At 35.5% G+C, this 22,781-nt stretch carries 37 protein-coding genes; 2 read left to right on the forward strand and 35 right to left on the reverse strand.

Annotated elements, in window-relative coordinates:
- Nucleotide 1 precedes the first annotated feature (1 nt).
- The 19 genes from LS74_RS01250 to LS74_RS01340 form a co-directional block, all read right to left on the reverse strand.
- Nucleotides 2-193: a hypothetical protein gene (locus LS74_RS01250; RefSeq protein WP_034587994.1), complete on the reverse strand. Its 192-nt coding sequence runs from the start codon at nt 191-193 to the stop codon at nt 2-4.
- Between the two features lie 108 nt (nt 194-301).
- Entirely contained in the window at nt 302-901 is a 600-nt protein-coding gene (locus tag LS74_RS01255) for a hypothetical protein (protein ID WP_052086453.1), read from the reverse strand.
- A 14-nt stretch (nt 902-915) separates the two neighbouring features.
- Nucleotides 916-1,170, reverse strand: coding sequence for a hypothetical protein (locus tag LS74_RS01260; protein ID WP_034587993.1), 255 nt, complete (start codon nt 1,168-1,170; stop codon nt 916-918).
- A gap of 105 nt (nt 1,171-1,275) precedes the next feature.
- A complete protein-coding gene (locus LS74_RS01265) occupies nt 1,276-1,617 on the reverse strand; it encodes an STAS-like domain-containing protein (protein WP_034587991.1) in 342 nt (113 codons plus the stop codon).
- A gap of 122 nt (nt 1,618-1,739) precedes the next feature.
- On the reverse strand, nt 1,740-2,156 hold the full coding sequence (locus LS74_RS01270) for a hypothetical protein (RefSeq protein WP_034587988.1): 417 nt from the start codon (nt 2,154-2,156) through the stop codon (nt 1,740-1,742).
- A 27-nt stretch (nt 2,157-2,183) separates the two neighbouring features.
- Nucleotides 2,184-2,495 carry a hypothetical protein gene (locus tag LS74_RS01275; RefSeq protein WP_034587987.1) on the reverse strand — a complete coding sequence of 104 codons (312 nt, stop codon included), beginning with the start codon at nt 2,493-2,495 and terminating at the stop codon, nt 2,184-2,186.
- A 79-nt stretch (nt 2,496-2,574) separates the two neighbouring features.
- Nucleotides 2,575-2,799 carry a hypothetical protein gene (locus LS74_RS01280; protein WP_034587985.1) on the reverse strand — a complete coding sequence of 75 codons (225 nt, stop codon included), beginning with the start codon at nt 2,797-2,799 and terminating at the stop codon, nt 2,575-2,577.
- Between the two features lie 10 nt (nt 2,800-2,809).
- Nucleotides 2,810-3,178, reverse strand: a complete 369-nt coding sequence (locus LS74_RS01285) for a hypothetical protein (protein ID WP_034587984.1) — start codon at nt 3,176-3,178, stop codon at nt 2,810-2,812.
- A gap of 118 nt (nt 3,179-3,296) precedes the next feature.
- On the reverse strand, nt 3,297-3,800 hold the full coding sequence (locus LS74_RS01290; protein WP_034587983.1) for a hypothetical protein: 504 nt from the start codon (nt 3,798-3,800) through the stop codon (nt 3,297-3,299).
- 86 nt (nt 3,801-3,886) lie between these two features.
- Complete coding sequence (locus LS74_RS01295; protein WP_138128687.1) at nt 3,887-4,495, reverse strand: hypothetical protein; 609 nt, start codon at nt 4,493-4,495, stop codon at nt 3,887-3,889.
- A 76-nt stretch (nt 4,496-4,571) separates the two neighbouring features.
- The gene (locus LS74_RS01300; protein WP_084584388.1) at nt 4,572-4,664 is read right to left on the reverse strand and encodes a ParA family protein; all 93 of its coding nucleotides are present in this window, start codon (nt 4,662-4,664) and stop codon (nt 4,572-4,574) included.
- Complete coding sequence (locus tag LS74_RS01305; protein WP_138128689.1) at nt 4,642-4,872, reverse strand: hypothetical protein; 231 nt, start codon at nt 4,870-4,872, stop codon at nt 4,642-4,644. Before LS74_RS01305 ends, LS74_RS01300 begins: the two co-directional genes overlap by 23 nt.
- A gap of 24 nt (nt 4,873-4,896) precedes the next feature.
- Nucleotides 4,897-5,181, reverse strand: coding sequence for a hypothetical protein (locus LS74_RS01310; RefSeq protein ID WP_034589737.1), 285 nt, complete (start codon nt 5,179-5,181; stop codon nt 4,897-4,899).
- 154 nt (nt 5,182-5,335) lie between these two features.
- Nucleotides 5,336-5,764: a hypothetical protein gene (locus tag LS74_RS01315; protein ID WP_034587297.1), complete on the reverse strand. Its 429-nt coding sequence runs from the start codon at nt 5,762-5,764 to the stop codon at nt 5,336-5,338.
- A complete protein-coding gene (locus tag LS74_RS01320) occupies nt 5,761-5,967 on the reverse strand; it encodes a hypothetical protein (protein WP_034587300.1) in 207 nt (68 codons plus the stop codon). The genes LS74_RS01315 and LS74_RS01320 overlap by 4 nt, the downstream gene beginning before the upstream one ends.
- A 109-nt stretch (nt 5,968-6,076) precedes the next feature.
- Entirely contained in the window at nt 6,077-6,775 is a 699-nt protein-coding gene (locus LS74_RS01325; protein WP_034587302.1) for a hypothetical protein, read from the reverse strand.
- Nucleotides 6,776-6,845: 70 nt separating this feature from the next.
- Entirely contained in the window at nt 6,846-7,388 is a 543-nt protein-coding gene (locus tag LS74_RS01330) for a YopX family protein (RefSeq protein ID WP_034587303.1), read from the reverse strand.
- Between the two features lie 45 nt (nt 7,389-7,433).
- Nucleotides 7,434-7,877, reverse strand: a complete 444-nt coding sequence (locus LS74_RS01335; RefSeq protein WP_052086414.1) for a hypothetical protein — start codon at nt 7,875-7,877, stop codon at nt 7,434-7,436.
- Nucleotides 7,878-8,199: 322 nt separating this feature from the next.
- Nucleotides 8,200-8,460 carry a hypothetical protein gene (locus LS74_RS01340; protein ID WP_034587305.1) on the reverse strand — a complete coding sequence of 87 codons (261 nt, stop codon included), beginning with the start codon at nt 8,458-8,460 and terminating at the stop codon, nt 8,200-8,202.
- Between the two features lie 719 nt (nt 8,461-9,179).
- Here LS74_RS01340 and LS74_RS01345 point away from each other — a divergent pair.
- Nucleotides 9,180-10,337 (forward strand): ParB/RepB/Spo0J family partition protein, encoded by a 1,158-nt coding sequence (locus LS74_RS01345; RefSeq protein WP_034587306.1) that lies wholly within the window; start codon nt 9,180-9,182, stop codon nt 10,335-10,337.
- A 3-nt stretch (nt 10,338-10,340) separates the two neighbouring features.
- On the opposite strand, the gene LS74_RS11185 is transcribed toward LS74_RS01345, so the two are convergent.
- The 8 genes from LS74_RS11185 to LS74_RS10865 form a co-directional block, all read right to left on the reverse strand.
- Entirely contained in the window at nt 10,341-11,093 is a 753-nt protein-coding gene (locus tag LS74_RS11185; RefSeq protein ID WP_236096750.1) for a hypothetical protein, read from the reverse strand.
- A 107-nt stretch (nt 11,094-11,200) separates the two neighbouring features.
- The gene (locus LS74_RS01355) at nt 11,201-11,503 is read right to left on the reverse strand and encodes a hypothetical protein (protein WP_034587307.1); all 303 of its coding nucleotides are present in this window, start codon (nt 11,501-11,503) and stop codon (nt 11,201-11,203) included.
- A 9-nt stretch (nt 11,504-11,512) separates the two neighbouring features.
- A complete protein-coding gene (locus tag LS74_RS11190; protein ID WP_236096751.1) occupies nt 11,513-12,334 on the reverse strand; it encodes a hypothetical protein in 822 nt (273 codons plus the stop codon).
- Nucleotides 12,335-12,586: 252 nt separating this feature from the next.
- Nucleotides 12,587-13,060: a hypothetical protein gene (locus LS74_RS11195; RefSeq protein WP_236096752.1), complete on the reverse strand. Its 474-nt coding sequence runs from the start codon at nt 13,058-13,060 to the stop codon at nt 12,587-12,589.
- Between the two features lie 118 nt (nt 13,061-13,178).
- On the reverse strand, nt 13,179-13,802 hold the full coding sequence (locus LS74_RS01370) for a UbiA prenyltransferase family protein (RefSeq protein WP_034587309.1): 624 nt from the start codon (nt 13,800-13,802) through the stop codon (nt 13,179-13,181).
- A 2-nt stretch (nt 13,803-13,804) separates the two neighbouring features.
- On the reverse strand, nt 13,805-14,632 hold the full coding sequence (locus tag LS74_RS01375) for a hypothetical protein (RefSeq protein ID WP_138128691.1): 828 nt from the start codon (nt 14,630-14,632) through the stop codon (nt 13,805-13,807).
- Between the two features lie 177 nt (nt 14,633-14,809).
- Nucleotides 14,810-15,151 (reverse strand): hypothetical protein, encoded by a 342-nt coding sequence (locus LS74_RS01380; protein WP_034587315.1) that lies wholly within the window; start codon nt 15,149-15,151, stop codon nt 14,810-14,812.
- Nucleotides 15,152-15,173: 22 nt separating this feature from the next.
- Nucleotides 15,174-15,326 (reverse strand): hypothetical protein, encoded by a 153-nt coding sequence (locus tag LS74_RS10865; protein WP_167480459.1) that lies wholly within the window; start codon nt 15,324-15,326, stop codon nt 15,174-15,176.
- 188 nt (nt 15,327-15,514) lie between these two features.
- On the opposite strand from LS74_RS10865, the gene LS74_RS01385 reads away from it, so the two are divergent.
- On the forward strand, nt 15,515-16,336 hold the full coding sequence (locus LS74_RS01385) for a hypothetical protein (protein ID WP_034587317.1): 822 nt from the start codon (nt 15,515-15,517) through the stop codon (nt 16,334-16,336).
- A 71-nt stretch (nt 16,337-16,407) separates the two neighbouring features.
- On the opposite strand, the gene LS74_RS01390 is transcribed toward LS74_RS01385, so the two are convergent.
- The 8 genes from LS74_RS01390 to LS74_RS01425 all read right to left on the reverse strand — a co-directional run bounded on the left by LS74_RS01390 (nt 16,408) and on the right by LS74_RS01425 (nt 22,748).
- Nucleotides 16,408-17,538 (reverse strand): Fic family protein, encoded by a 1,131-nt coding sequence (locus tag LS74_RS01390; RefSeq protein ID WP_138128693.1) that lies wholly within the window; start codon nt 17,536-17,538, stop codon nt 16,408-16,410.
- 159 nt (nt 17,539-17,697) lie between these two features.
- A complete protein-coding gene (locus LS74_RS01395) occupies nt 17,698-17,979 on the reverse strand; it encodes a hypothetical protein (RefSeq protein WP_034589526.1) in 282 nt (93 codons plus the stop codon).
- Nucleotides 17,980-18,055: 76 nt separating this feature from the next.
- Complete coding sequence (locus LS74_RS01400; RefSeq protein WP_034589525.1) at nt 18,056-18,235, reverse strand: hypothetical protein; 180 nt, start codon at nt 18,233-18,235, stop codon at nt 18,056-18,058.
- A gap of 478 nt (nt 18,236-18,713) precedes the next feature.
- Nucleotides 18,714-19,007, reverse strand: coding sequence for a DUF3240 family protein (locus LS74_RS01405; protein ID WP_236096753.1), 294 nt, complete (start codon nt 19,005-19,007; stop codon nt 18,714-18,716).
- Nucleotides 19,007-21,361, reverse strand: a complete 2,355-nt coding sequence (recD2, locus tag LS74_RS01410; protein WP_138128695.1) for an SF1B family DNA helicase RecD2 — start codon at nt 21,359-21,361, stop codon at nt 19,007-19,009. Before recD2 ends, LS74_RS01405 begins: the two co-directional genes overlap by 1 nt.
- A 135-nt stretch (nt 21,362-21,496) precedes the next feature.
- On the reverse strand, nt 21,497-22,003 hold the full coding sequence (locus tag LS74_RS01415; protein ID WP_034589249.1) for a hypothetical protein: 507 nt from the start codon (nt 22,001-22,003) through the stop codon (nt 21,497-21,499).
- Nucleotides 22,004-22,113: 110 nt separating this feature from the next.
- Nucleotides 22,114-22,515, reverse strand: a complete 402-nt coding sequence (locus LS74_RS01420) for a hypothetical protein (RefSeq protein ID WP_034589251.1) — start codon at nt 22,513-22,515, stop codon at nt 22,114-22,116.
- A 2-nt stretch (nt 22,516-22,517) separates the two neighbouring features.
- A complete protein-coding gene (locus LS74_RS01425; RefSeq protein ID WP_034589252.1) occupies nt 22,518-22,748 on the reverse strand; it encodes a hypothetical protein in 231 nt (76 codons plus the stop codon).
- Nucleotides 22,749-22,781: the final 33 nt, after the last annotated feature.

Here is a 22,781-nt window from a genome sequence, read left to right on the forward strand (position 1 = left end):
ATCAAGCTCCTTTTCTTGGCTTATAGTGTTTAGCCTTGTGTTTGTTGAAGGTGTAGAACACCACATACTCATTTTCAGTGTATTCGTAAAACACCTCAGCATTTGGTAACTCCTTAATTGTTTCATACCCATCATCTTCAGGGTAAAACTTGACATGTCCGATGTCTTCTTTCTTGATAATTAGTGAGTCCATTGTTTTCTCCTTTAATTTTTGTATGGGCGTATTATAGGGGATTTAATGGGTGTTTTCAAATGAGAAAAGCCACACAAAAAAGCTTTTTCTTCTTTGATAGCCTATGAGCTAAAACAATCTCCCTTCTCTTTCTAATAGCTTCTGCAAATCCCATTCTGCTTCTAGGCTGAAGTTTTCCTCTCTTTTATATATCTTTTCAAACACATTAGCTCCGCCTAAAAAACTTTTGCAAAAATACACGCTCTTGAAGTTTATAAGCCCTTTTTTTGCGTTTTCTTGCTGATGATATAAAAACTCTATACGCTTATCAAAAATCATAAATTCTGTTTGGTTGTCTAATACTTCGTTGTAATTATCATTCAAAAGGCTAATAGGCAATAAAATAGCATAAGGCTTATTAAGAGCTTTTAGCCTTTGCAAGACTTCTCTTTTACGAGAAAAAGGCGGATTACTGATTATATAATCATAATCTACACTTGGCTCATATGAAAAGAAGTTTTGCCCATCATCTATATGGCTTGCTAATACCTTATGTCCTGCTTCTGTAAAAACTTTGACATAATTAGAATAGGACTTATCAAAGGGACACCATATAGTGCTGTTTGGTTTAATATATTTTAATAAAGGTTCTATAGCGTAGCGTGGAGTAAAACACTCATCATTCTTTTTTCCTTTAAAGGTAAAAAAGGGTTCGTGCTTGTTTGGCATATATTCTCCTTTTTTCACTGTGCGTATGTTCGCAGAATCCACTCTTTCAAACTCTTTGAAAACTCCATTGCTTCAAAGGTGGATTTAGCTGTCTCTTGGTTGTTCCAAGTATGAAGCCTTTTGAGCGTGTCTAATGTTTTACTTGGATTTTCAACACCTAAAGAATCTTGCAAGTCCTCAATAATAGAAGGATTGCTGTATATCCTGTTTTTTAGCTCAAAAACCAAATCATAGGTATCAATATCTCCCAAGCTTATTTCATCGCTCATTTTAGCCCCTTTGCGTTAATTTATGCCCGTATTATAAGGGAATGCGGCTTGTGTTTCAAATAGTGTGTGCTGTCAAAAAGAGAAACACACAAAGCGGTTATATTGTTATATTCCGTTTGTGTCTCTTGCTTTTTTTATTCTTTCTTTGATAGCAAAATTAATCATACTTTTAATGGTATCATTGGCATTACTTAAAACAATGCGTGTCTTAATGTATTCTACGCCAAATCTTGCAAACAACAGCCCAAAAACTTCATCTGCAAAGGCGTGGGCTACCCCACATACACCATTAAAATCTAATTCAAGTTTCATATCCTTATTTTCTTGTGAGCCTAATAACTCTACAATTCTGCTATGTAGCTTCTCTCCACTATCTCTGCTACCTAAAAATTCAAAGCAACCGCACACATCTTGCACTTTTAGGGCATAGGTGCAAGTTTGTTGCATTTTACTCACTCAAAGCCTCCACAAAGGCTTCTACCACTTGCCAAGCATATTTGCCTCGGCTATTTTTTTTGAGTTTTTCGCCTAATTCAACCTTCATTTTGCACTCCTTTTTTTTTGATTAATTATAGAAGCGGATCCAAGTCCCTATGTTCAACCCTCAAAGCACCAACAAATTCTTCTACCACTTGCCAAGCATTTGCAAAAGCCTCTTTTTCTTTGCCTTCTTCGTGCTCTACGACAAAATCATATTTAGCAAGAAGCATATCGTGATCTGGGAATAAGCCACCATTATTTGAAATGCCATAGCATAGTTGGCATAACCAAAAGTTGCCAACAATACAGTTATTTGAGCTTGTCTCAAACAAAGTTTGCACTTCAAATACGCCGTCAAAACTGATGGTTCTGTTAAAGTGAGCATTATCAGCATATACTTGATATATTACAGGAATCTCAGTATTAACACCTTGGTTAATTTTTTTGCTGAATGCCTCATTGGCTGTTGCAAATGCTTGTAGGCTTTCTCCCAAATTGATTTTCATTTTACACTCCTTTTTTTTGTTGGCTGATTATAGAAACTCGTTAGCACAAATAAGGCTAGCTACTTTCTCTACCATAGAATCTAAATCCCTATACTCAAATCGCTTGAACTTCTTTCCTATACCTGCCCTTATCTCATCTTTTTCAGTTATTTCTAAAGTAGAATATCTCACTTCACGCAGCACGACATCATAACATTTATTCTTTACTTGCATCTCAATGAAAATATCTAATCCGCCAACATTATGGATATATTCCCAAGTATATATGTCATCATTATCTGTTATTGACCTTTTAGCAATGCTCTTAACCTTAGCTTTCACATCTGTGAAGTAACTCATTTGCACTCCTTCGTGTTGTTGTATGCGTGTATTATAGGGTCTTTCAGGGCGAGTTTCAAATGAGAAGATCACGCTTCACTCACACTTCTTTTTCAAGCTTTTTGATGCTCGTGAAAGAATCCTCAATCCTAGAGCCATTTCTCACTTCCATTGTGCCTAGCTCAACTTGTTCTACACCATTATTAAGCCGCCTAAAGGCTTCCTTAATATGCTTTAAGCCTTTGTGGTTTCTGCTTTGTGATAGAAAAAATACATTGCCTTCTTCAGTAATGTTTCTAATCGCATAGACTTTTTCTTTTTTCATTTGACACTCCTTACTGCACTTGCTTACAAGTCCATTCTTTAGTTTTAGGATCAAACAAATAAGCCCACTCAATATTGCAGAATGCAAAGGCATCATTATCCCATTGCTCCTGCGTGATTAACCTTGCTTTGTAGTTTTCAGGGTCGTTTATGTTCTTTCTTGAGTCCTTATCTTTTAAATAGAATTTAGATTCTTGAAAGGTAGGATACAATGCAATCAAGTCCCCTGCATCCATCATCCAGTTAATGTGTCTTTGTGTTTTCCAATGCTCTGTGTTAAGTTTAGCTCCTACACCTTCTGGATAACCATCAAAGTGGCAGTATATGTAATTGACTTGATTGTTTTCTACCTTTGTTCCTATTACACATCGTGTTCCCATTTCGTTACTCCTTATGCTTTTGTATGCCCGCATTATATGGAGTTACAGGGGTGTTTTCAAATGAGATTTTAGAATGAACTTCTCTTTTGATAGCAAAACAAAATCTAAATATGCTTTTTCACTTTTCAAATGCCTTATTGCATTTTCCGTAAAAATACAACAAGTGTTCTTTGTTTTCAGTGCTTGTGCTTACATTTTCTATTTTAGAGCAAATAGTCGCTTTATTCTGTTTCCAATACTCAGGACTTATATAATACCATTTGCGTAAGCCTCTTTGTATAAAAGGCAACTCTATTTGTGCCTTTTTCACAGCCCTATACAAATTGCTTCTGATTTGCAAATCATCAACAAGCCTAAACAAGAATACAGAATCCGCTGGTATGTTTTTTTGAGCTTTATGCACTCTAGCACTGAAGTTACCCCTAAAATTGCAGTTTTTTGGTATCTTGTTTTGTTCTATTTCAAAATAATCACACAGCTTATCACAGCCCGTTTTTAACTTGCTAAACGCTAACACGCTAGTTCGTGTTCTTAGAATCTTAAGAAGTGATTGCTTTAAGGTTTCATCAAGCACTACTTTATTTCCTCTTCTGCCTTTGCCCTTGCAATAATTGAAGTCCAATCTCCTTATCCGCAAAGATGCTAAAATAGCGTTCTGTTCTGAAAAGGAGATACCTATATCAGACATATACATACACTTGTCCTGTCTCACTTCACTTTTTCAAGAATCCTATTGTAATTCTCAATAGCTTCTTGTTTGTTTTTTCTTGCAAGAGCTTCACTTTCTTTTTCGCGCCTAACTTCCTCTTTTTCTCTTACAAGAAAATTCTCAAATAATTTAGCACAAATAGGGCTATGAAATCCCTTTTGGAAACAAACTGCTAGCTCCAAAGGCTTGCGTCCTATATATGCGTTTTTATCTATCTCTATATTAGAGCTTGCTTTAACACTCCGCTTACTAATTTTTTCTTGCCTTATCAAATCTATAATGATGTCTCTTTGCTTGTTTGTTATATAGCCATCATTGTCTATTGCGTGGAAAAAGAAGAATATTGTCATAAACATAACATAAAAAATACCTCCAAATATAGCAAGTGCAAAAATTCCTTCTTCCTGTTCATAAGTCCAATAAGGGCTTTTTAATACTCCAATAAACATCGCACATATCATAGGCAATAACATAATAACAATGAGAATAATGTAATAATATTCTATTGTGAAAACTACAAAATCTACATTTACATCATTTTCATAAGAATACGCAAACATACTCGCATAAACAAAACCTGCTGCATAAAACGATAAAACTAAAAACACACAAACATAAAAACCTGTCCTACTAATTTTCATTTTTAATCTCCTTTTTTTTCATATTTCTTTCTAGCTTACGCAATTAACACGCTATGTTTGCTAATGCGCAGGCTAGATTTACTGCTATGGTAGTTTTGCCGCTACCACCTTTTTCATTTGCTACTGCCATTATCATTTGCTACTCCTTGTGTAATGTTTTTTGTTTCTTTGTGTTCTTTGCTTCTTTCTATTTGTGTTTTTTCTCTCTGCCTATCTGCCCAATCTTTTACATCTTGATAACTCCAAAAAGTAAGAAGTGCCATCCCAAAAACACCAATTGGAAAAATAATGCACCAGAAAACAACTAGAAATCCAATTAGATCTTCATCATATTCAGGTTTCATTTTCTACTCCTTTGTCTTTAATCACTACTCACAAACATAAGTCTGCATACTTTTATCTGCAAAGAATGCCTTATACTCCGTCTCGCCAATACTCATACCATTTATACTGTCTGTGTCTAATGTTGCAATGGGGCTACCATTACAATAGATTCTTGTTTTGCCCTGTGGCACGATAAAAGTGAAGCCACCACCACTAATGTCTGTCATATTCTTTGTATGGATCAAGTATAATCCTGTAAGATTCCATATCACCGCAACTCCAATAAGTGCGACAACAACACCTAGGACTATTTGTTTTAGCGTTTCCATTTTTTTCTCCTTTAATTTTTGTATGGGCGTATTATAGGGGATTAGCGCCCTTATTTCAAATGAGATATGGCTATCAAGTGAATTACACCCACTTTAACTAAAGCCGAGCAATCTCGGCTAACTTGAAAGGCTTCTTGTTTATAGTCTAATAGGCTCATTCCTTTGGAATAAATAAACTCTTAATTCGCAAAGAACACCCTTCTTTCTCTGATTTTTCCATTATCGATGAAATCAGTTCTTCACCTTTCAGTCCATCTTCTTCAGGGATTTCGCACATAGAAAAACAACCAGCAAAAAATATCAGCAAAAGAATTAACCAGACTAAAAATTGACGATATAATTTGCAATAATAAGAAGCAAATAAGAATCCAACCAAAAATAGAATGCCAATACCACCCAAAAAACTTAGCAAGCTTTCATTCCTTATTACAAAAATCAATATATCCATATTAACCTGATTCTTATAACAGAAACTAGCTATAAATTTAAGAATTAAGCTTCCATACAAAAAAATAAAGAAAAATGGGATAAACAACACTCCCAATAATATTCTACGCTTTATTCCCATTGGTTCATCACTCATTTTTCACGCTCCTTGTTACAAATTTCATCTATCAAATTATCACAACTTTCATCTAGCCTTTTCTTTTCCCAATTATCTGTCCATGTCTTTATTTCTTTGAACTCATTATAAACATAAATGGGGATTTTTATCCATCCAATTATCAACACTACAATCAAGAAAACATAATGTATAGCCTCATGAATTTTATCATGTTTATCCATTTCTACGCTCCTTTAATCTTTGTATGCTCGCATCATAGAGAATTTGAAACCCTATTTCAAATGAGATATTGTTGTTGAGATAGGCTGAAATTTCTCTCTTTTGATAGTCTTATGCCAAATACTTTTCCACAAAACTTTCAGTTAATCCCACAAGTGAAGGTTTGTTGTCTATATAACTAAAAGTCACAATAGCATTTCCGAGGCGTAGAAAATCACTCCTTGTATTCTTTTTTAGATACTCATACTCATCATCTCCACTCAATCGGATAAGAATGTGTCGTGAGATAGCATTAGCTGCTCCTTGAAATGAAAAATGCTTCCAAGAAACTTTTGTCTCTATTTCTTGTAGTCCATACTTAATAAGCGTGTTTTGGCTTTCTTCAACAACAAGGTGCTCGGTTTCAAATGTGAAGTCTAAAGCTTTCTCTATAGTATGCTCGCAAAATGCTACAAGAAGTTTTTTCTTTGCTTTTATAGGATTCTCTAACACCTTAACTAAACTCATACCTACAATACTAAGTTCGCTATATTCTGTGTTGTCGCAGTATTCTTTCACAAATACAGAGATCTCATCATTTAAAAGCTCAAATGTCTCCTCAACATTATCAACAAAGTCAAACTTATTTTCTATTTGACTAGTGTCTAAGCTATGAAAATCTTCGTGCAAAAACTCAAGATAAAGCTCTTTGTTGCCATAGGCAAAATCTTCCTGCAAAAAGAGAAGTGCAGGAAACTCTTTGGTAAGAGCTTTTAAACCTTTTTCGTTGATATAGATTTTATCTTTGATTACCTGCTCAAGATTTGGCATCTGTTTCACTCCTTTTAATCTTTGTATGGGCGTATTATAGGGGATTTGAAACCCTAACTCAAATGGTTATTTAGAGCAGCTCAATATTCTTATTTGCTTCAATAGCTTTTTTTAGTTTTTCATTGTTTTTTAGGTTATATATAAAATTTTCACGACAGAGCATAGAGGCTGTCATTTTTTCATTGGATTCCGAGTGAATATTATCTACGATATATATTCTCTTGTCCGCTAAATGCTTTTTATAAGAAAGACCACAACAAGGAGGTGTAAGCCTTACGAATCTAATTTCATTATATTTCTCTAAGAATAATACGACTGCTGTAAAACTTGTTTTAAAGTTATCATCAAAAATTTCTACAATATCGCCGTGATATATTTTCTTATTATTCTTATCTTTAATACCTGTGTATGGCTCAAGGGCTATATCTAGATTATGAATCTTGGCTAATTGCAAAAGCTCTTTTCCTGTGCCATTTTGAATACAATCAGTTAAAACGCCTTGATAATCGTTGCCATATTGCACACCATTTTCTATGTGGTGCAATAGAATATTTGGCGTGTAAGCTTTATTTTTATTGTTCCATATTCTAAATTTGATGTTTTCTAGCTTCATATTCTTTCTCCTTGTGCCTTTTTGTATGAGTGTATTGTAGGCACATTATAAAGTGTTTTCAAGTGGATAACCGCTTGTTTGATAAGCTTCTTTGTTTATTGGCTCTTGGAGAATCGCTCCTTGTTCTGTCTCTTTACATTCTTTCACAATCCAATCAATCCATTCTTTAATAATTGATTCTGTTTCTCGTCTATCAGGAATCACTCCATATCCAAATTCCTCAAAACGCTTGTCGCCTATCCCAAAGAATATTTCATTTTCCTTTTGAGTCTCTACAGGCTTGTCTAATTTAGGGTCAGATACCCAAGATATATAGCCATATTCATTTGAAGTGACATTTTTACAATATCTTAGCTCTAACTTTGTAAATAAATCCAAGTCTATTATAATATAACCGCAAGTCCAATACTTATGTTCAATCAAAAAGTATCTGTAACCCTTGTATTCCTGTATGGCTGGGTTATACTCATTCAAATCTATTCCTGCCATTCTCACTCCTTTGTGTTGTTAGATTAATTTAGGCGTATTGTATAGATTTTCATAGGCATTTTCAAATCATCAGCATTATGCCTATATCCAGCAATTCGCTCTAAATCACGACTCATTTCTTGTTTCCAACAAGAAAGGCTATCAAAAAAAAAGAATAGCAAGGTTTTTTTGTCTTTCTTTGATAGCAGAATCTTAGCTTTGCCCCTCATCATCCACCTGCAAATCTTGCTTTAGGCTATTAATAGTGCAATTCGCCATTTCTAAGAGTTTTGTAGTTGTTGTGCGTGAATTTCTATTATTTCACCGAATTTGAGTGATATTTTCAAAACAAGCCTTGTATAACACCAAGCAGGTATTCAAAGTAACTCAAGTCAGAATGTTCCATTCTTTGGATGATGAAAATTTGAAAAAAGGCTAAAATTAAAGGCACAGCGCAGAACATGCCAATAAGTGCAAGAGCAGGCATTGCTACCCAGCCCAAGAAAAACTCAAGTGCGCCTTCAGCTTCTGGATATTCTTTTTTACTCGCACTAATAGCCTCTAATTTTTTAGCCTTTTTCTTAGAAATCTTTTTGTCAGACATTTTTAACTCCTTGTATTTTTTTTAAATGCTAAGTAGAGAGTGGTTAAGATTACCTAGCTCACCTTAGCAAAATGAGCTAGGCTTGAATAAATCTTAGCAACACTTGACTACTATAAAACATAGCAATATAATGGCAACTAAGATTTTTTTTGGCAAATCTTAACCATACCGACCTCCTTTGCTTAAAGTAGGTCGCAAACTAGAGAGGTGTAACTCTCTAGTGCAATCTCTACTATAATTATATAAAATCAAAGATTTTTTCTCTAATGGTTTTTAGCTGTCAAAGAATAAGCAAACAGCTGTAATTCTTAGCTAAATTCCGCTTTCACCCTTTTTTTTTGGTTTTTGGTGTATCCTTGGCACACGCCACACACAAGCTTTAGCTTGCCAAAAACACCAAAGAAAAAAAGAAGACTCACGCTATGGAAAAGCACCACAAGTGCGACCAAGTGAGGTGGAAATGGAATAGAGGTGAGCGGCGGCTAGGGAGGGTGGTTATTTTAGTGGGTTCAAAAAAATAAAAGCATATTTTTAGGGGGGGGTGCGGGGTCTCCCCGCAAGTTGTGGGGTCTGGGGATTACTTTCCCAGCAATATGTGGAAAGGTTGTTTTCCTGTCGCTATATTTCATATTTGAAAGCATTGTTTAAGTTTGTGATTAAGTTTTTTTCTTTAGAATACGCTTTATTTTGTTTTTTATAAAAAAGAAAGGGCGTATTAGATGAATGGCGACAACAAAAATAAGGGCACAAGCGAGCTAGAGAAGCTTTTAGGCGGAGCAAAATCAAGCAACCACAACAACAAGAAACAACAAAAGAGTAAAGATGTGAGTGGATTAGAAAATCTTTTAGGGAAAGATGAGAGAAAAGGTATTGATTTAAGAAGCTCAACATTACAAATCCCTGTTCCTAAAAGAAATGAAGGGGAAAGAGTGTATGATAAAGATACGCCAGATCTCTCACACTTAAAGCACAATGGCGAAATTATAGAGGTGGAGATAAAAAATTTAATTCCTAACCAGCAACAAATGAGAGTTGGATATGAAAATGGGTTTTTCTCTAAAGAGACAAGGGAAATTATTGAGCGAGATCCTTCAATCAAAGAGCTTGCAACGAGCATTAAGGCAAATGGCTTGTTACAGCCTATCGCTATATATAGTATAGGACACGAAGCGCAAGTGCTTTATGGGCACAGGAGAGTGTTGGCTCATATTCTTTTAGGAGAAACTAAAATTAAGGCAATACCCATCTCTTTAAATGGGGTTGCAAACATAGATAAGGATTTTTTAATTAAAAATGTAAGTGAAAACCTTGTGAGAGAGAATTTATCTCCTATGGAAATGGCTCGCGTGTTTAATAACCTGCTAGAACATTATTATCTTAAAGATATAAACGAAAAGCTTGGGATTTCTATCCCATATATATCTCAGATCTCTGGGCTTATAAAACTACACCCAGACATACAAAAATATATAGACACACAACAAGAGCCAAAACTTAGCGTAAAACTCCTTATTACTCTTTCAAATAAGACAAAACCCCTTCAGCTCAAATTGTTTAATGCCTTTGTAAATGGGGAAATGAGCGAAAAAGAGGTTATAGAACACGCCACGATCACAAGCACAAGAGCTAAAAAGAAAAAAGTTTCTTACTTTTGTAAAAATATCCAATTTGGAAACAAAGCTGTGGCTGAAACTATAGAAAAAAATAAAGAAGAATTTGCTAATAGATTTGATATTTTTTTAAAAGAATTTCTAGCCGAAAAAGGATTTTATATTAAACCTGAAATAGCTAAAAAAATTGACGAGCCAAAACAAGAAACACAGCAGGAGAATACGCAAGAAGCTACGCTATTTTCTGATGAAAACAAACAGGAATAACTCCTAAAATACTGCTCCTATAGTCAAACTTACAGGAGCTCCACCTTGCTGTGTGATTCTAGCATATCTATCATCTTTAAACCTTTCGCTCGTATAAGCAATATATCCCACTCTCATATCAAAATATTTGTAATTAAAGCCCACAAACACTCTAGCATCATCAATCAATCCGCCCTTATTATACGCTCCACCGATATAAGTAACCCAATTATTGTTAATATGATAGTTGAATTTAGCTATAAAAGGGAATTTAATGGCTGTAAATCCTTCTGGAAACTGAGGTTTGCCTTGATAATCATAGTTTAATTTGCTCCAATCAAATAAATGCCACACATTGCTTAAATCCCCTGTCATCATCGCGTCTTTAACTTTTTCAAAAAACTCTGGCGTTAATAGGCTTTCTACATAAGCTAAGTCTGCTGGATCTGGTTCTGTCTTTTTGCCATTATGCGAGAATTTCACACTTTGAGTTCCTACACCAGCTCCAAGCTCAAGGCTAAAATGTCGTGTTGGGCGAACTAGGAAACCAAAGGTTAAGTCAAGCCCTGAAACCTCCGAATTGTGATAATTGATTTTTTTGTTGTTGTAGGTGCTAAAGCCTATATCATAGCCCACGCCAAATCTAAACTCAAATTTCTTGAATGGCTGAATATAATCAGGCTTTACTTTTTGTGAAACATAATCATATTCTAAATCATCTGCGAATATGGGGCTTACAAACAATAATCCTATGAATAATAGGCTTTTTTTTAGCATAGATTCTCCTGCTTTTTGTTTTTGACAATATACCTAAAATGTGATTGTGTTTTCAAGTGGAGCGCACAAGCCTTTTTAGGACTTGGTGTGAATGGAGGAATAGAGGATTAATCCTCTTCTTCTTGTGTTTTTTGTTCTTTTGTGGTGCCATTAACCTTATCAAGCACAGAATCAAGTCCATTTAGGAACTTTTGATACTGCTCTTCGGACATATTTTTGACTTTGTCAATGATGTCCTGCGTGCTTTTATTATTAATGGCTTTTTCCAACTCTTCTGCTTTTGGAGAATACTCTGTGTTTCTCTCTACACTTTTTGCTACTACACCATCTTCACAGGCTTGTGGCTGTGGTGCTCCAAATGCCACTCCAAAGGTGGCTATCAAAAGAAGGGATAATGTTTTCTTTTTCATATTCGCTCCTTAATATACAAATACAACACCGAGACTAAAAAAGCTATTTGCATCAATCATCACTTTTTGGGTAGTGATTGTGTTGCCTGAAATAGCTGGGGCATCAAGTTTCATACCGCCACTTAATCCATAACTTGCACGAAGCGCCCAATTATCATCTTTGAATGGGGATATAGCAAGATACACTTCTGTCTTTCCAAAGTCTGTAGAATACTCATAGCTTACACCTGCAAGAAAGCGAGGATGTCTTCTATACTTATCAGCCCAACCCACTTCTAAGGCAAAAGGGAAGTATGCTGAATGTCCTACACTGCTATACGCATAACCTACACCTGTAAGGGCACGAAACTCTAAATTTGGGTGGAATTGTCTTTTACTGATACCTAAACGAAAGCCAGTTTGCATAATAAAAGTCCCTTCGTTCCCTTGAACTCCATCAAAGTCCATTAAGGTTACCAAAGGCAAATCCACTTGTGCTGGAATACCCCAACCGCCTTCTTTTTCAATCCAACGGCGATGATCTATTTTCTTTTTTAGCTCATCAAGGTTTTTGGCGGCTTCACGATGGAATTTTCTTTCTTCCGCATTATCAAGTTGTAGGGCAGCTTGAAAATGTGATTCTTTATTCTCGTTCATTCTGCTACGCAAATTAATCCAATCTTGCTTACTCATATTCACAGCTTCTTCTTCATCAACCTTAAATGTATTTTTAGATTGTTGGGATTTGACTTGTGTTTGGACTTGAGTGTCGTTATTCTCTAACTCATCAGCTAATCCTATATTAGCTAAAACAGCCATACTGATTCCAGCAATGAAAAGTAATTTTTTCATTCAAAAACTCCTTTGTAGTGTAAAATGTGGTGATTCGCCCAAGGGCTCCAAAAGAGCGACTTTTTATCGCGCCTTTGCAACTCTTGTGATATTTTTTTTGCAGAACAAATCATAAGAGACATTGACTATAGTGAATCATACTTGACAAAAAAGAAGTAGGTTTGCCCAAGAGGATAAGAACTCTCTTGACAAATTTCTAAACGCAATTATATGTTAAGACTCCACGATATTACAAATATATATTTTTGTTTTTTAGATTCCTAAGATACGAGACATTTCTTCTCGCATACTCATATCCTTTGTTGCACTTTCATATAAGGCAAAGCCATATTCATTTTGCTCTTTATCTCCACAGCTGTCCCAGCTAATGTCCCTGATAATGCCTTCTCTATATGCGAGAAACATTAATGCCTTAACCACCGCATCGTATCTATTTCTAGCAGTTTTGCAAAAGCTAAATTCGCCTACTTCTGCTTGTGGTTCAAGTGAGAATGTCTCACAGCTTTCGTCGCCAAAGCCATTAATCCAAATGCCATCGTTTGCAACATAGTCTTTCAAGAGCTCTTCATTAAGCTCAAACACGCCAAAAGATGTTTCGCCATCGCCACTAGCAAGCTCAATACCTCTGTCAAAACCAAGTCTGCAGATTTCTCTTGCCATTTCAACAAATTCATCGCTAAATCTATCTTGCTTTTTGCTTTGAGTCCAATAGTTTGTATAACCCATTTCTACGCTCCTTTAGTCTTTGTATGGGCGTATTATAGGGGGTTGCAGAGACATTTTCAAATGAAGTTTAGCTGTCAAAGAAGGAGTTGCAAAAGAGTATTTCTCCTTTGATAGAAGCTTATTTTGTTTGCTGGAGAATCTGATTGTAATTCTCCATGAGTTTATTCTCCTGTTTCTCTTTAGTGGCTTGTGCTGTTTTTCTAGTTTCGTTTCTAGCTTCAATTTTAATTCTTTCCTCTGCAAGAAGCTTGTCAAACAATATACCGCAAAGCTCTCCCTTAAATTCTTTGTCAAAACAAACCGCTAGCTCTGCTGGAAGCTTAATGTATTCCTCAAAAAAACCAGCCTTCAAGCTTTCTTCTGTGATTTTGCCTTGATCTATCAAATCTTGAATAATCCTATTTTCTTGTTCTTGCAGTTTGATGTAAGGAGTTTTATAAGCAAAAACATCAAGGCTAAGTGCTATTAGAATAACAGGCAACAAAAACCAAGGCATCTGATTAGTTGCTTGGGAATAAACAACACCAAATGCGACACAAAAAACCAAAGCTACAATAAACAAAGTGCTTAACAGGGTTTGATGTTCTATCACAAATAGAACAAGCTCTATATTTGTGTTGTTTTTATATGAAATATTAACCGCTATTTCAAAGGCTATTATTCCATATAGAAAAATTATGGGTGCGAGCACAATTAGAATGCCTCCTATTATAGCCTTGTCATTTGTTTTTTTTGCTGTCATTTTTACTCTCCTTCACTGCTTTGTGGATTAGTTACACTCTCCATTGCCTTAGCCTTATCATATCGTTGTAATTCCCCAAGCTCTTTTTTCCACTCCTCTAATTTTTGTGGCTTCCACTTTGGTGGTATATAGTTTCCTAATACAATCTTTTTAGGATTATAACACTCTATATTTTCTATTTGATTTTCCAAATAATCCTTATATATATTTTTATCTAAATAATTATTCTTTAACTTTTCAATAACTTTTTCTTTTAGCTTTTTATTTTTTGTGCTAATAAGCATAGGGCTTTTAAAATCATTTCCCAGCGTTAAATTTTCAAAAAGCAAATCCTGTTTTCTAGGGGCTCTCTCATAGCCTTTAATTTTTCCATTTATATCTCTAAAAGATAAATGTATCGCAGTGGCTTTATCTTTTAAGTTTTCTATGCCTCCTAAAACCACATACCTTTTATCAGCAAAAATGTCTTTATATTTCTGTGTGTCTTTCGCTGTCTTAAAGAGTTTAAATATTTCATCGCTAAAAAAAGCATATTGCCCCTCCCCATAGCCATCTACATATTCATCCCCTCTTTTTGCTATATGGAAAGCTAAATAGTCGCTCAACTCATCTATATTATTTTTAATGATTTTTACCATTTGCGCTTTATTTTCTGCGGTTTTAAGCTTCTCTATAATAGGTTTAAAGTGTTTCGCAATGGCAGGGATAATTTCATTGTCCAGCATATCCCTCCTTTTAGCTCCTTCTATTTCATCAAACCATTTTAAACTATTAAATCGTTCGTAAAGTTCTTTGAGATTAGCTTCAAAGTGTTCTATACTAGAATCCACTTTTTTCGGCGTGTTTTGTGGGATAATGGTGCTAGAGTTTAAGTGGCGCGCCCCTTTAGCAGAATCGTTAGCGGGTGTCGCCTTACCTTCCACTTCTCTGATGATTTCTTGCGTGATTAATGTCGCCATTTTATATTCCTTTGTCTTATGATGGCACTACAACAATAGGCAGTGCTTTCAAACAAGAAAATCTTGGTTGTTTTGAGCATTTCGAATCCACCTACAAACTTCTTGAATAGCCTCTTGTTTATTAGTTCCAAAATCTTTAGCAACAATAGCACCTTCTGAAACTTGAGAACCAAAGTCAAGCTTCAAGCCATTTTCAGTGAAACCTATCACTTCGCCTTGTATTGCCTCTGCGAAATATGTCTTGCCATTTTTTCCTAGCGTTTCAATTATACTGAACTTTAGTATTCCGCCAAAGAGAGAAGCTACAATCACTTCTTTTGGATTGAAGTCTTCTTGCTTTAGCAATCCTTCCTCTAAGCGTTGGCTGATTTTTTGTTGTAGTTTTTCCATTTGCATTCCTTTTCTTTCTAAATTATCCGCCTAATCTCATAAGCACAAAAATCACAAGGATTGTGATTACAATGCGCTCAATCCATTTTTTGATACGAGCCTTTGTTTCTGGCGTGAGATTTACTCTTTGTGTCATAAGCTCTTTCAGCCTACTTTTCTTATTCTCTTCTTCCATTTTCTACTCCCTTTTTATATTATGCGTGTATTATATGGGAATGTAGCGATATTTTCAAGCGAGATTTTTTGAAACAACCTTTGTTTTGGCAGAAACCATTGTTTGAGAGTTTGTTTTGGAATAGGATAATACACAAACAAACATTCCGCAAACATAATTTTAGTTCAATTTCTACAAAAGGTGGTATTATGCCTATTAATGTCGTTCCTGCGGCTAGTTTTTTGCTTTTGCAAGCGCTAGTCTTTAGCCCAACTTCTCTTAGGGCTGGTGAGGGGTTAAGTCTAAGTATAGCTCCTGCTTACCAAGCCTATGTTTATAGTGAGCCTAGCGTTATGTCTATAAAAGGACAAATGAAAGGTTTTACAGGAGCGTTACAATATGCTTTTGAGGAGCACAGACATTCTCTTAGAGGAGGTTATTTCTTTGGGGAGGCTATGGAATATACAGGGGGCAAATGCTCTGTGGCAGATCCTTCGCAATGTCAAAGCCTTATTGCAGATTCTAATGATAAATATTACTATGGAGAATATATCAGTCAATGGCTTTTAACTATGGATGGGAATCCGCTTGTATGGTTTAATGCTGGTGCAGGATATAGGGAGCTACACAACGATGTTAATGAGGCAAGTGCCTACAAAAGAAAACAGAGCTATATTTATGCTGTGGCTGGATTAAGCCTAGAACATAAATTTTTAGAGAATGCAGTATTTTATACGAATTTTTATGGGCGGTATCTTATTCGTGGAAATAACACAAGCTATACAACAGGCATAGGTTTTGATGAGGATTTAAGATTTACGCAGAAAAAAGGCTATGGGGCTTTACTTGAAGTCGGCGTAAAGTATCGTATGTCTTATGTGGATTTTGGCGTTGAATTGTATGCTGATGGCTGGTATGTAGAGGATTCGAACCATATAACTGCAACTATTCAGGGGGCTAGTGTTGGTAAATTTGTAGAGCCACTTAACTATACGGCGGCGATAGGTGCGCGTGTAATTCTTGGGATATGAAAATTTTATCGTTAAATTTAGCGCTCCAACTTTAACGATAAATATCTATCGTTAAAGTTAAGGCTTCAACTTTAACTATAAATATCTATATAACTTTGGAATAGATACATTTTGCTTCTGCCATAACCCGTAGCTTCTTTAAGGACACCATACTCTTCAAAATCCTTGAGAAGAGCAATAGCAGTAGGTTTGCTTACACCCAAGAACTGAGCCGCACCATTAGTCGTAATGATTGGATTCTGATACAACAACTGAACAAGCTTATCAGCATTATGGGCTTTTTTGCCAAAACTTTTTATCTGAATGTCTATATCTTGTTTTAGTTGCAATATCTTGCTAAAAGTTGTAACGCCACTTTCGGCGGTAGCTATAACAGCCTCAAGAAAAAATTTTACCCAACCCACCAAGTCGTTATGCACTCTCACTCTTGTGAGTGAATCATAATAACTCGTTTTATTTTTTTCAAAAAAATCTGAAAGGTATAACGAAGGCTTAATAAGAAGTCTTTTTGATATAAGGTATAATGTTATGAGAAGTCTTCCTATCCTGCCATTCCCATCTAAAAATGGGTGGATAGTTTCAAACTGATAATGAGCGATGGCAATACGAATCAAATAGGGCACATTAATATCTTGATTGTGCAAAAATTTTTCAAGATCGCTCATCAATTCTTCCACATTTGTATGATGAGGAGGAACAAAAAAAGCATTCCCTAAATTTGATCCACCTATCCAATTTTGTGTTTTTCTAAAATCTCCGGGCTGTTTTCTCTCTCCACGAACGCTATCTAACAATATTTTATGTGTGTTTTTTATAAGCCTATTAGAAAGCGGTATAGAATCTAGCTCTTTTATAGCATAATTAATCGCCCTAACATAATTTTGCACTTCTTGCCAATCATCCCGCTTTTCTGGTGCTATATATTCTTTAGAAGCCAAAACCTCATCAAGTTCTGTTTTTGTCCCCTCTATTTTGCTGGATGTGTTAGCTTCTTTTCTGATGTGCATTTGTATAAAAATATCAACGCTAGGCACAATAAGCGTAAAAGCATTGAGCTCTCCTAATTTTATTGTAGCCCTTTCCAGTAAAACATTAATAAGAGAATCATCCCAGACAAACTCTTGGTTGATTTTGCTTGGCAAAAAACTTGCATACTGATATTCTTTTCTCATTGAGCCAGCTACAAAATCGCTCAGATTCATATATCTTATCCTTTAGTAGTTTTTTTATATATAGGATTGTAGCACAATATGCCCATATTGTGTATAAGAATAAGGTGGGGACTCTATGGTATAATCCCCCGAAGGCTAAAATTATACTCTTTTTGTCTAAAACTTCAAAAGAGCTGTCAAAAAGAGAAGTTATTCTAAAGTAGCCGAGACAACAATACCTATCACATTGCTCTCTTGTGGGGTATTTTTCAAATACATTGTAAATTCTTTCATTTTCTTGCCTTTGAGTTTGGCGATAATGTTTTGGATAGGGTAGCTTTTCTTTTTAGAAACGAAGCTACCTTGCTGAATCACACCTCTGCCTAAACCATCGGCTTTAAATGATAAGTTTTCCAAAATTTGCATTTTGCCCCACAGAGGCATTGCATTAAAAAAATTCACTTGTGTCTCTAACGACAAACTTGGCTCCATAGTCATTTCCTTAGCATATTTTTTTAGCAAGAAACATTCTATGATATTTTACCGCTATATTTCAAGTATAGACTACTCAGCTCCAAAATCCGCCGATACCGCCTTGTTGTTTTTTGTTTTTATCATTGTTGTTGGCATTATTGTTGCCATAACCTTGCCCTTGTGGCTTCTGGTTATTTCTATCATCTCGCCTAGCATTGTTATTGTTGCCATTTGAGCTTCTATTCTTGTCATTGTTGTTTCCAAAACCAAACATACTATCGCTCCTCCTTTCATAATATGTGCCTGTTAGTAGGCAGATTAGATCCTAACCAAAAAACATTAATCAAACATTATTGCGTGTAGCGATCGTTTTTCATTTACCTTCTAGTATTACAATCATAGGTGAGACATTGAATTTTCATCTCTTTGTTTTTTTACTGAAGCAAAAAAATTGCACCCCCACACCCATTCGCAATTTGAGATGGTATTCGTGTCGTTGTCAGCCTTTTTTTCTGCACGATAAGTGTTTAGACATGAGACATTCCTTTATTTTTTAGTCGTTTGTGCAAAAAAGCATGTTAGACTCTAAACAACTTGCTTACCTTTTTCTTTTGTGTTGCAATCCACAAAAGAAATCCTTTTGAGGTTGAAATCATTAGGATACTCCTTTACTCGTGCTCTGCAAAAGATTTAGTTTTCTTTCGCAGAGTCTTATTCATTTTTAGCAACAATTTTTTTGATAATAATTGAAATTAGGCTTGAGAAGTTTTGTATGTATAGATACGCATATTTTCTTTGCCAAAGGCTTGAAACAGCTTGTTGGTGATGAACCTTGTCTTGTCTTCGTCTAAAAACATTCTAAAAAGCCCATATTCTTGCCTTCCGCTGACTTGTTCCGAAGCACTTTGCAATAATGAGCTAGAGGCGTATTTGGAGCAGTGTATATAGAAGAAGTCGTTATATCCATCTTCAAGGAGCATATCCACGATAGAATCCTTGAGTGTATCCTTAAAATAAATATCAACCGCTAAGATTTCTATCGGCATTAGTTCTGCTCCTGCCTGATTTTAATGAGCGTTTTTCTTCTAAGCTCATTCTTTCTTTTGCAACCCATTTCAAACGCATAAGTTTCGCCCATAAAGATAACCTGATTTTTAGCTCTTGTCATCGCTGTATAAATCAGCTTTGAATTAAGCATTCCTGCGTGGTTCATTGTCATAGGTATAAATACAACCGAAAACTCTGAACCTTGTGATTTGTGAATGGAAATAGCATAAGCAAGTGTTATTTCTGAGCTCATAAAATGCTTAATGCTATAAATCGCCGCAAATCCCTCGTTTGGATATTCCACTATGATTTCATCTTCTTCGTTGTCTATGCAAGTGATAACACCTATTTGCCCATTAAATACACGCCTTTCATCTTCTTCGCCATTAACAATACAGGTGAGGTTTTTATTAACAAGGTGAATAACCTTATCCCCAACTGCAAAAGTATAATCTTGAGCTTCAAATGAAGGTTTTTTAGGATCTGGAGGATTGAATATTTTTTGGGCTTCTTTGTTGAGGTTCTTTACCCCCAAAATACCTTCTTTTTGTGGCGTAATGATTTGGGTGTAAGATAATCTTTCCCACAGCTCTTCGTAATTCTTTGGGGGCTGTGTGCCAAATCTTTCTTCCACACGAAGCTTGCCCCTTTCAATACAACGCCTCATATAGTTAAGGATTTGCTCTTGGATATTATCTCTCTCAGCCCTTTTTTCTGTGTCACTCATTCCTTTTACTCTCTGCCAGTAATAAGGAATTTCCATCTTGCCAAAGAAAAAGTCTTTATATTCTTTTCCTTTGTAATCAGGGACACGACCTATCCTTACTTCACTTGCAAGTGTGGTGAGCGCACTGCTTTCATCTTGCCTAAAGATTTTTGTTAATCTAATCTTTTTAGTCAAGTTAAAGTCCAGCGTATCATTAAAGATTTCGCCACAGCCGATAGGGTGGAGCTGTGCTGAATCTCCAAGTAAAATAAGATGTGTCTTATGAAAATCTATAGCTTTCAACAAACTATGGAATATAGAAAGATCCACCATTGAAGCCTCATCTAGTAAAACTACATTTGCAGGAATAGGGCTCTCCTCGTTCCTTGCAAAGCCTTTTTTGATAATATCATATCCTAAGAGCGTATGTATGGTTGAAGATTCATAGCCAGATTGTTTTTTAACTCTAGCGGCGGCTACGCCAGATAGGGCACAGCATACGATATTGTTTCTGCCATATTTCTTTTCAAACAAGCCTAATATGGCTTTAGAAACAGAAGTTTTACCTGTTCCAGCAGCCCCTGTAATAGCGATGATTTTATCTCCACTTTGTGCGGAGATAACCGCCTCTCTTTGCTCTTGGCTTAATGTGATGTTGTGTGTTTTTTCAAACTCAGCAAGGTAGCTTTCTGCTTCTTCTATGGTGCAAATACTTGCCTTTCTATCCTTCTGAAGCCTAAAAGTTTCAAGGATATATTGCTCCTTGAGAAATGTGTTTTGCAAGAAAAGGCATTCTGTATTTTCATACATTTCTACATGCAGTTTGTTTTCAGAAATCAAATCGTTTATAGTGTCATCTATAGGCAAATCCAAATATGGATATTCTTTGCACTCTAAGGCTTCTCGTGCAAAAGAATAAAGAAGATTGCGCTCAACAAATGTATCCCCAGCCCCTTGAACCTTTTCATACATACAATACAGGATTCCAGCTTTGATTCTGGGTATGCCTGCTGGGTTAAAGCCAAGCTTCAAAGCTACCTCATCGGCTTTTTTAAAGCCAAAGCCTTTGATTTGTGTAAGGATATATGGATTTTCCATAACCTTTTTTACACTTTCTTCCTTAAAAGAATCGTAGATTTTTTTAATGGAAGTGTTGCTTATGCCATAGGGTGCGAGCATTCCTGTCAATTCTCTTAAATGTTTTTTACTCGCCCAAGCCTCTACAATATTGTCGGCTTTCTTTTTTTTGATACCTTTTACATTGAGTAGGGCACTTGGATGATTCTCTATCACACTAACAAGATTCGCCCCAAAACTCTGCATAAGAGCTTGAGCGTTTTTCTTGCTAATGCCACTTGCAATTCTTGTAAGAAAGTAAAACATTTCGCTCTCTGTATTCTCGTGAATAATAGAATAAGCATTAAATGCAAATTGCTCACCATAAGGGGTTTGTTTTGGAGCACCAAAAAAGCAAAATCTATGATTTAAAAAAGCTTTTTCAGAGCTTGTTTCTTGTATGTCATAGTTGCCTGTTAATGTGATAGACTTGCCATTTTCGTCTTTTGCATTAAGCACCAAAAAACCATTACTACCAGCATATCTTATATGCGTAGGAGTAGCTATGATTCTGTCAATAGTCGCAGACATTTTGACACTCCTTATGTTTCAGTATAGCGGTGTTTCAAAAGTGTTTTGAAATATATGCGGACATTTTAGCTTAATTTTTTTTGAAAAACAAATAAAAAGTTAATGAAAAAAGAAAATTGAATAAAAAATACACACTCAATCCTGCACAACACATTCTTCAATGTTTTGTAGCTCCTTTTCTGTGCAAAAGCCACTTATATCGGCTCGCACTATAGCTTTTAGCAATGCAACAAGCCTATTCTTTGTTTCTTCGCTAGGCTCTTTGCACTCCATAGTGAAATCAGAGTTTAGCTCTTGAATCTCTCCTGTAAGCTCATTAGTGAGAACATTGAAGGAGTAACCTTTGTATCTTATGATTGAATTGTCCTCTGAAGTCTCAAATGGCCCATTGTCTATTGTTTCGTTGTAGAGATCTATGAAATAGCCATCAACAACAATATTCCTCAAATCTACAATCTGGGAAAGAATTTCTGCTTTATTGGAATAAGTTTCAGCAAGGCACTCAAGGCAGGTATTGTGGAGGCAACCTAAGTCGTCATAATAGAGCACAAGTCCTTTGTTTTCGCCTGAAGAGATGACTGCAATGTTCTCACTCAGTAACAATATATCAGCACCATACTGATCTGTGCCTATCTTTTGCATACCTTCTACTTGATATTAAAATCAAGGAAGTATAGAGCCAACAACAAAATAGAATGCAAATGCAAGAGCTATAGCAACAATAGACAACAAGGTCTTAACAAGCAACAATCTCATTGTTGCATTTCCTTTGCCTTTTCTCTATTTTCTAGATTCTTTTGGATTTGACTTTTTTCCGTTCCTTTAGGTTCTGTCAAAAGAAGAGTTTTCTCAATATAGCCAAGATACTTCAAGCAGTCACTTCCTGCATATTCTGTAATATCACATAGCAAAAAGCCGATTGTAGCCTTATTTTCAAGCTCTTTCATTTGTTGCGGTGTGATTTTTGATTGAAGCGTTTGGAGATACTCTTCAGCAGGTTTTTTGTAAAAGCCCATGAACATAGGCAATAATGCTAGAGTTCCCATAATACTGATAAAATAGCTCCCTAACAAAGAATAGAGTATGCCAAAGACTATGGCTAAAAATACGCCATAAAGTCCAAACAGACTTGTATCCAAAAAATCAACCGACATTTTTATACTCCTTTTTTTGAAATTTTTTTGATTAATGCGGATAGCTGAGTGCTATCACATTTCACAAACACAAAATCTCCATTATTGAGCTTAATGGCAGACTCGCCATTCAAGATAACATAACTATCAATATCTGCAAATGCAAAGAATATTTTATTTGAAGTTTTCACTTCTTTTAGTAGAACTCCTTCGGTTTTTGTCTTTAACTCATAGAGATGTTGTCGCAAACTCATTATTTCTTTAAGCCTTGATTTGCTTTTTCTACA

The sequence above is a fragment of the Helicobacter magdeburgensis genome, from assembly GCF_000765825.2.
In the GTDB taxonomy this organism is placed as follows: Bacteria; Campylobacterota; Campylobacteria; order Campylobacterales; family Helicobacteraceae; genus Helicobacter_C; species Helicobacter_C magdeburgensis.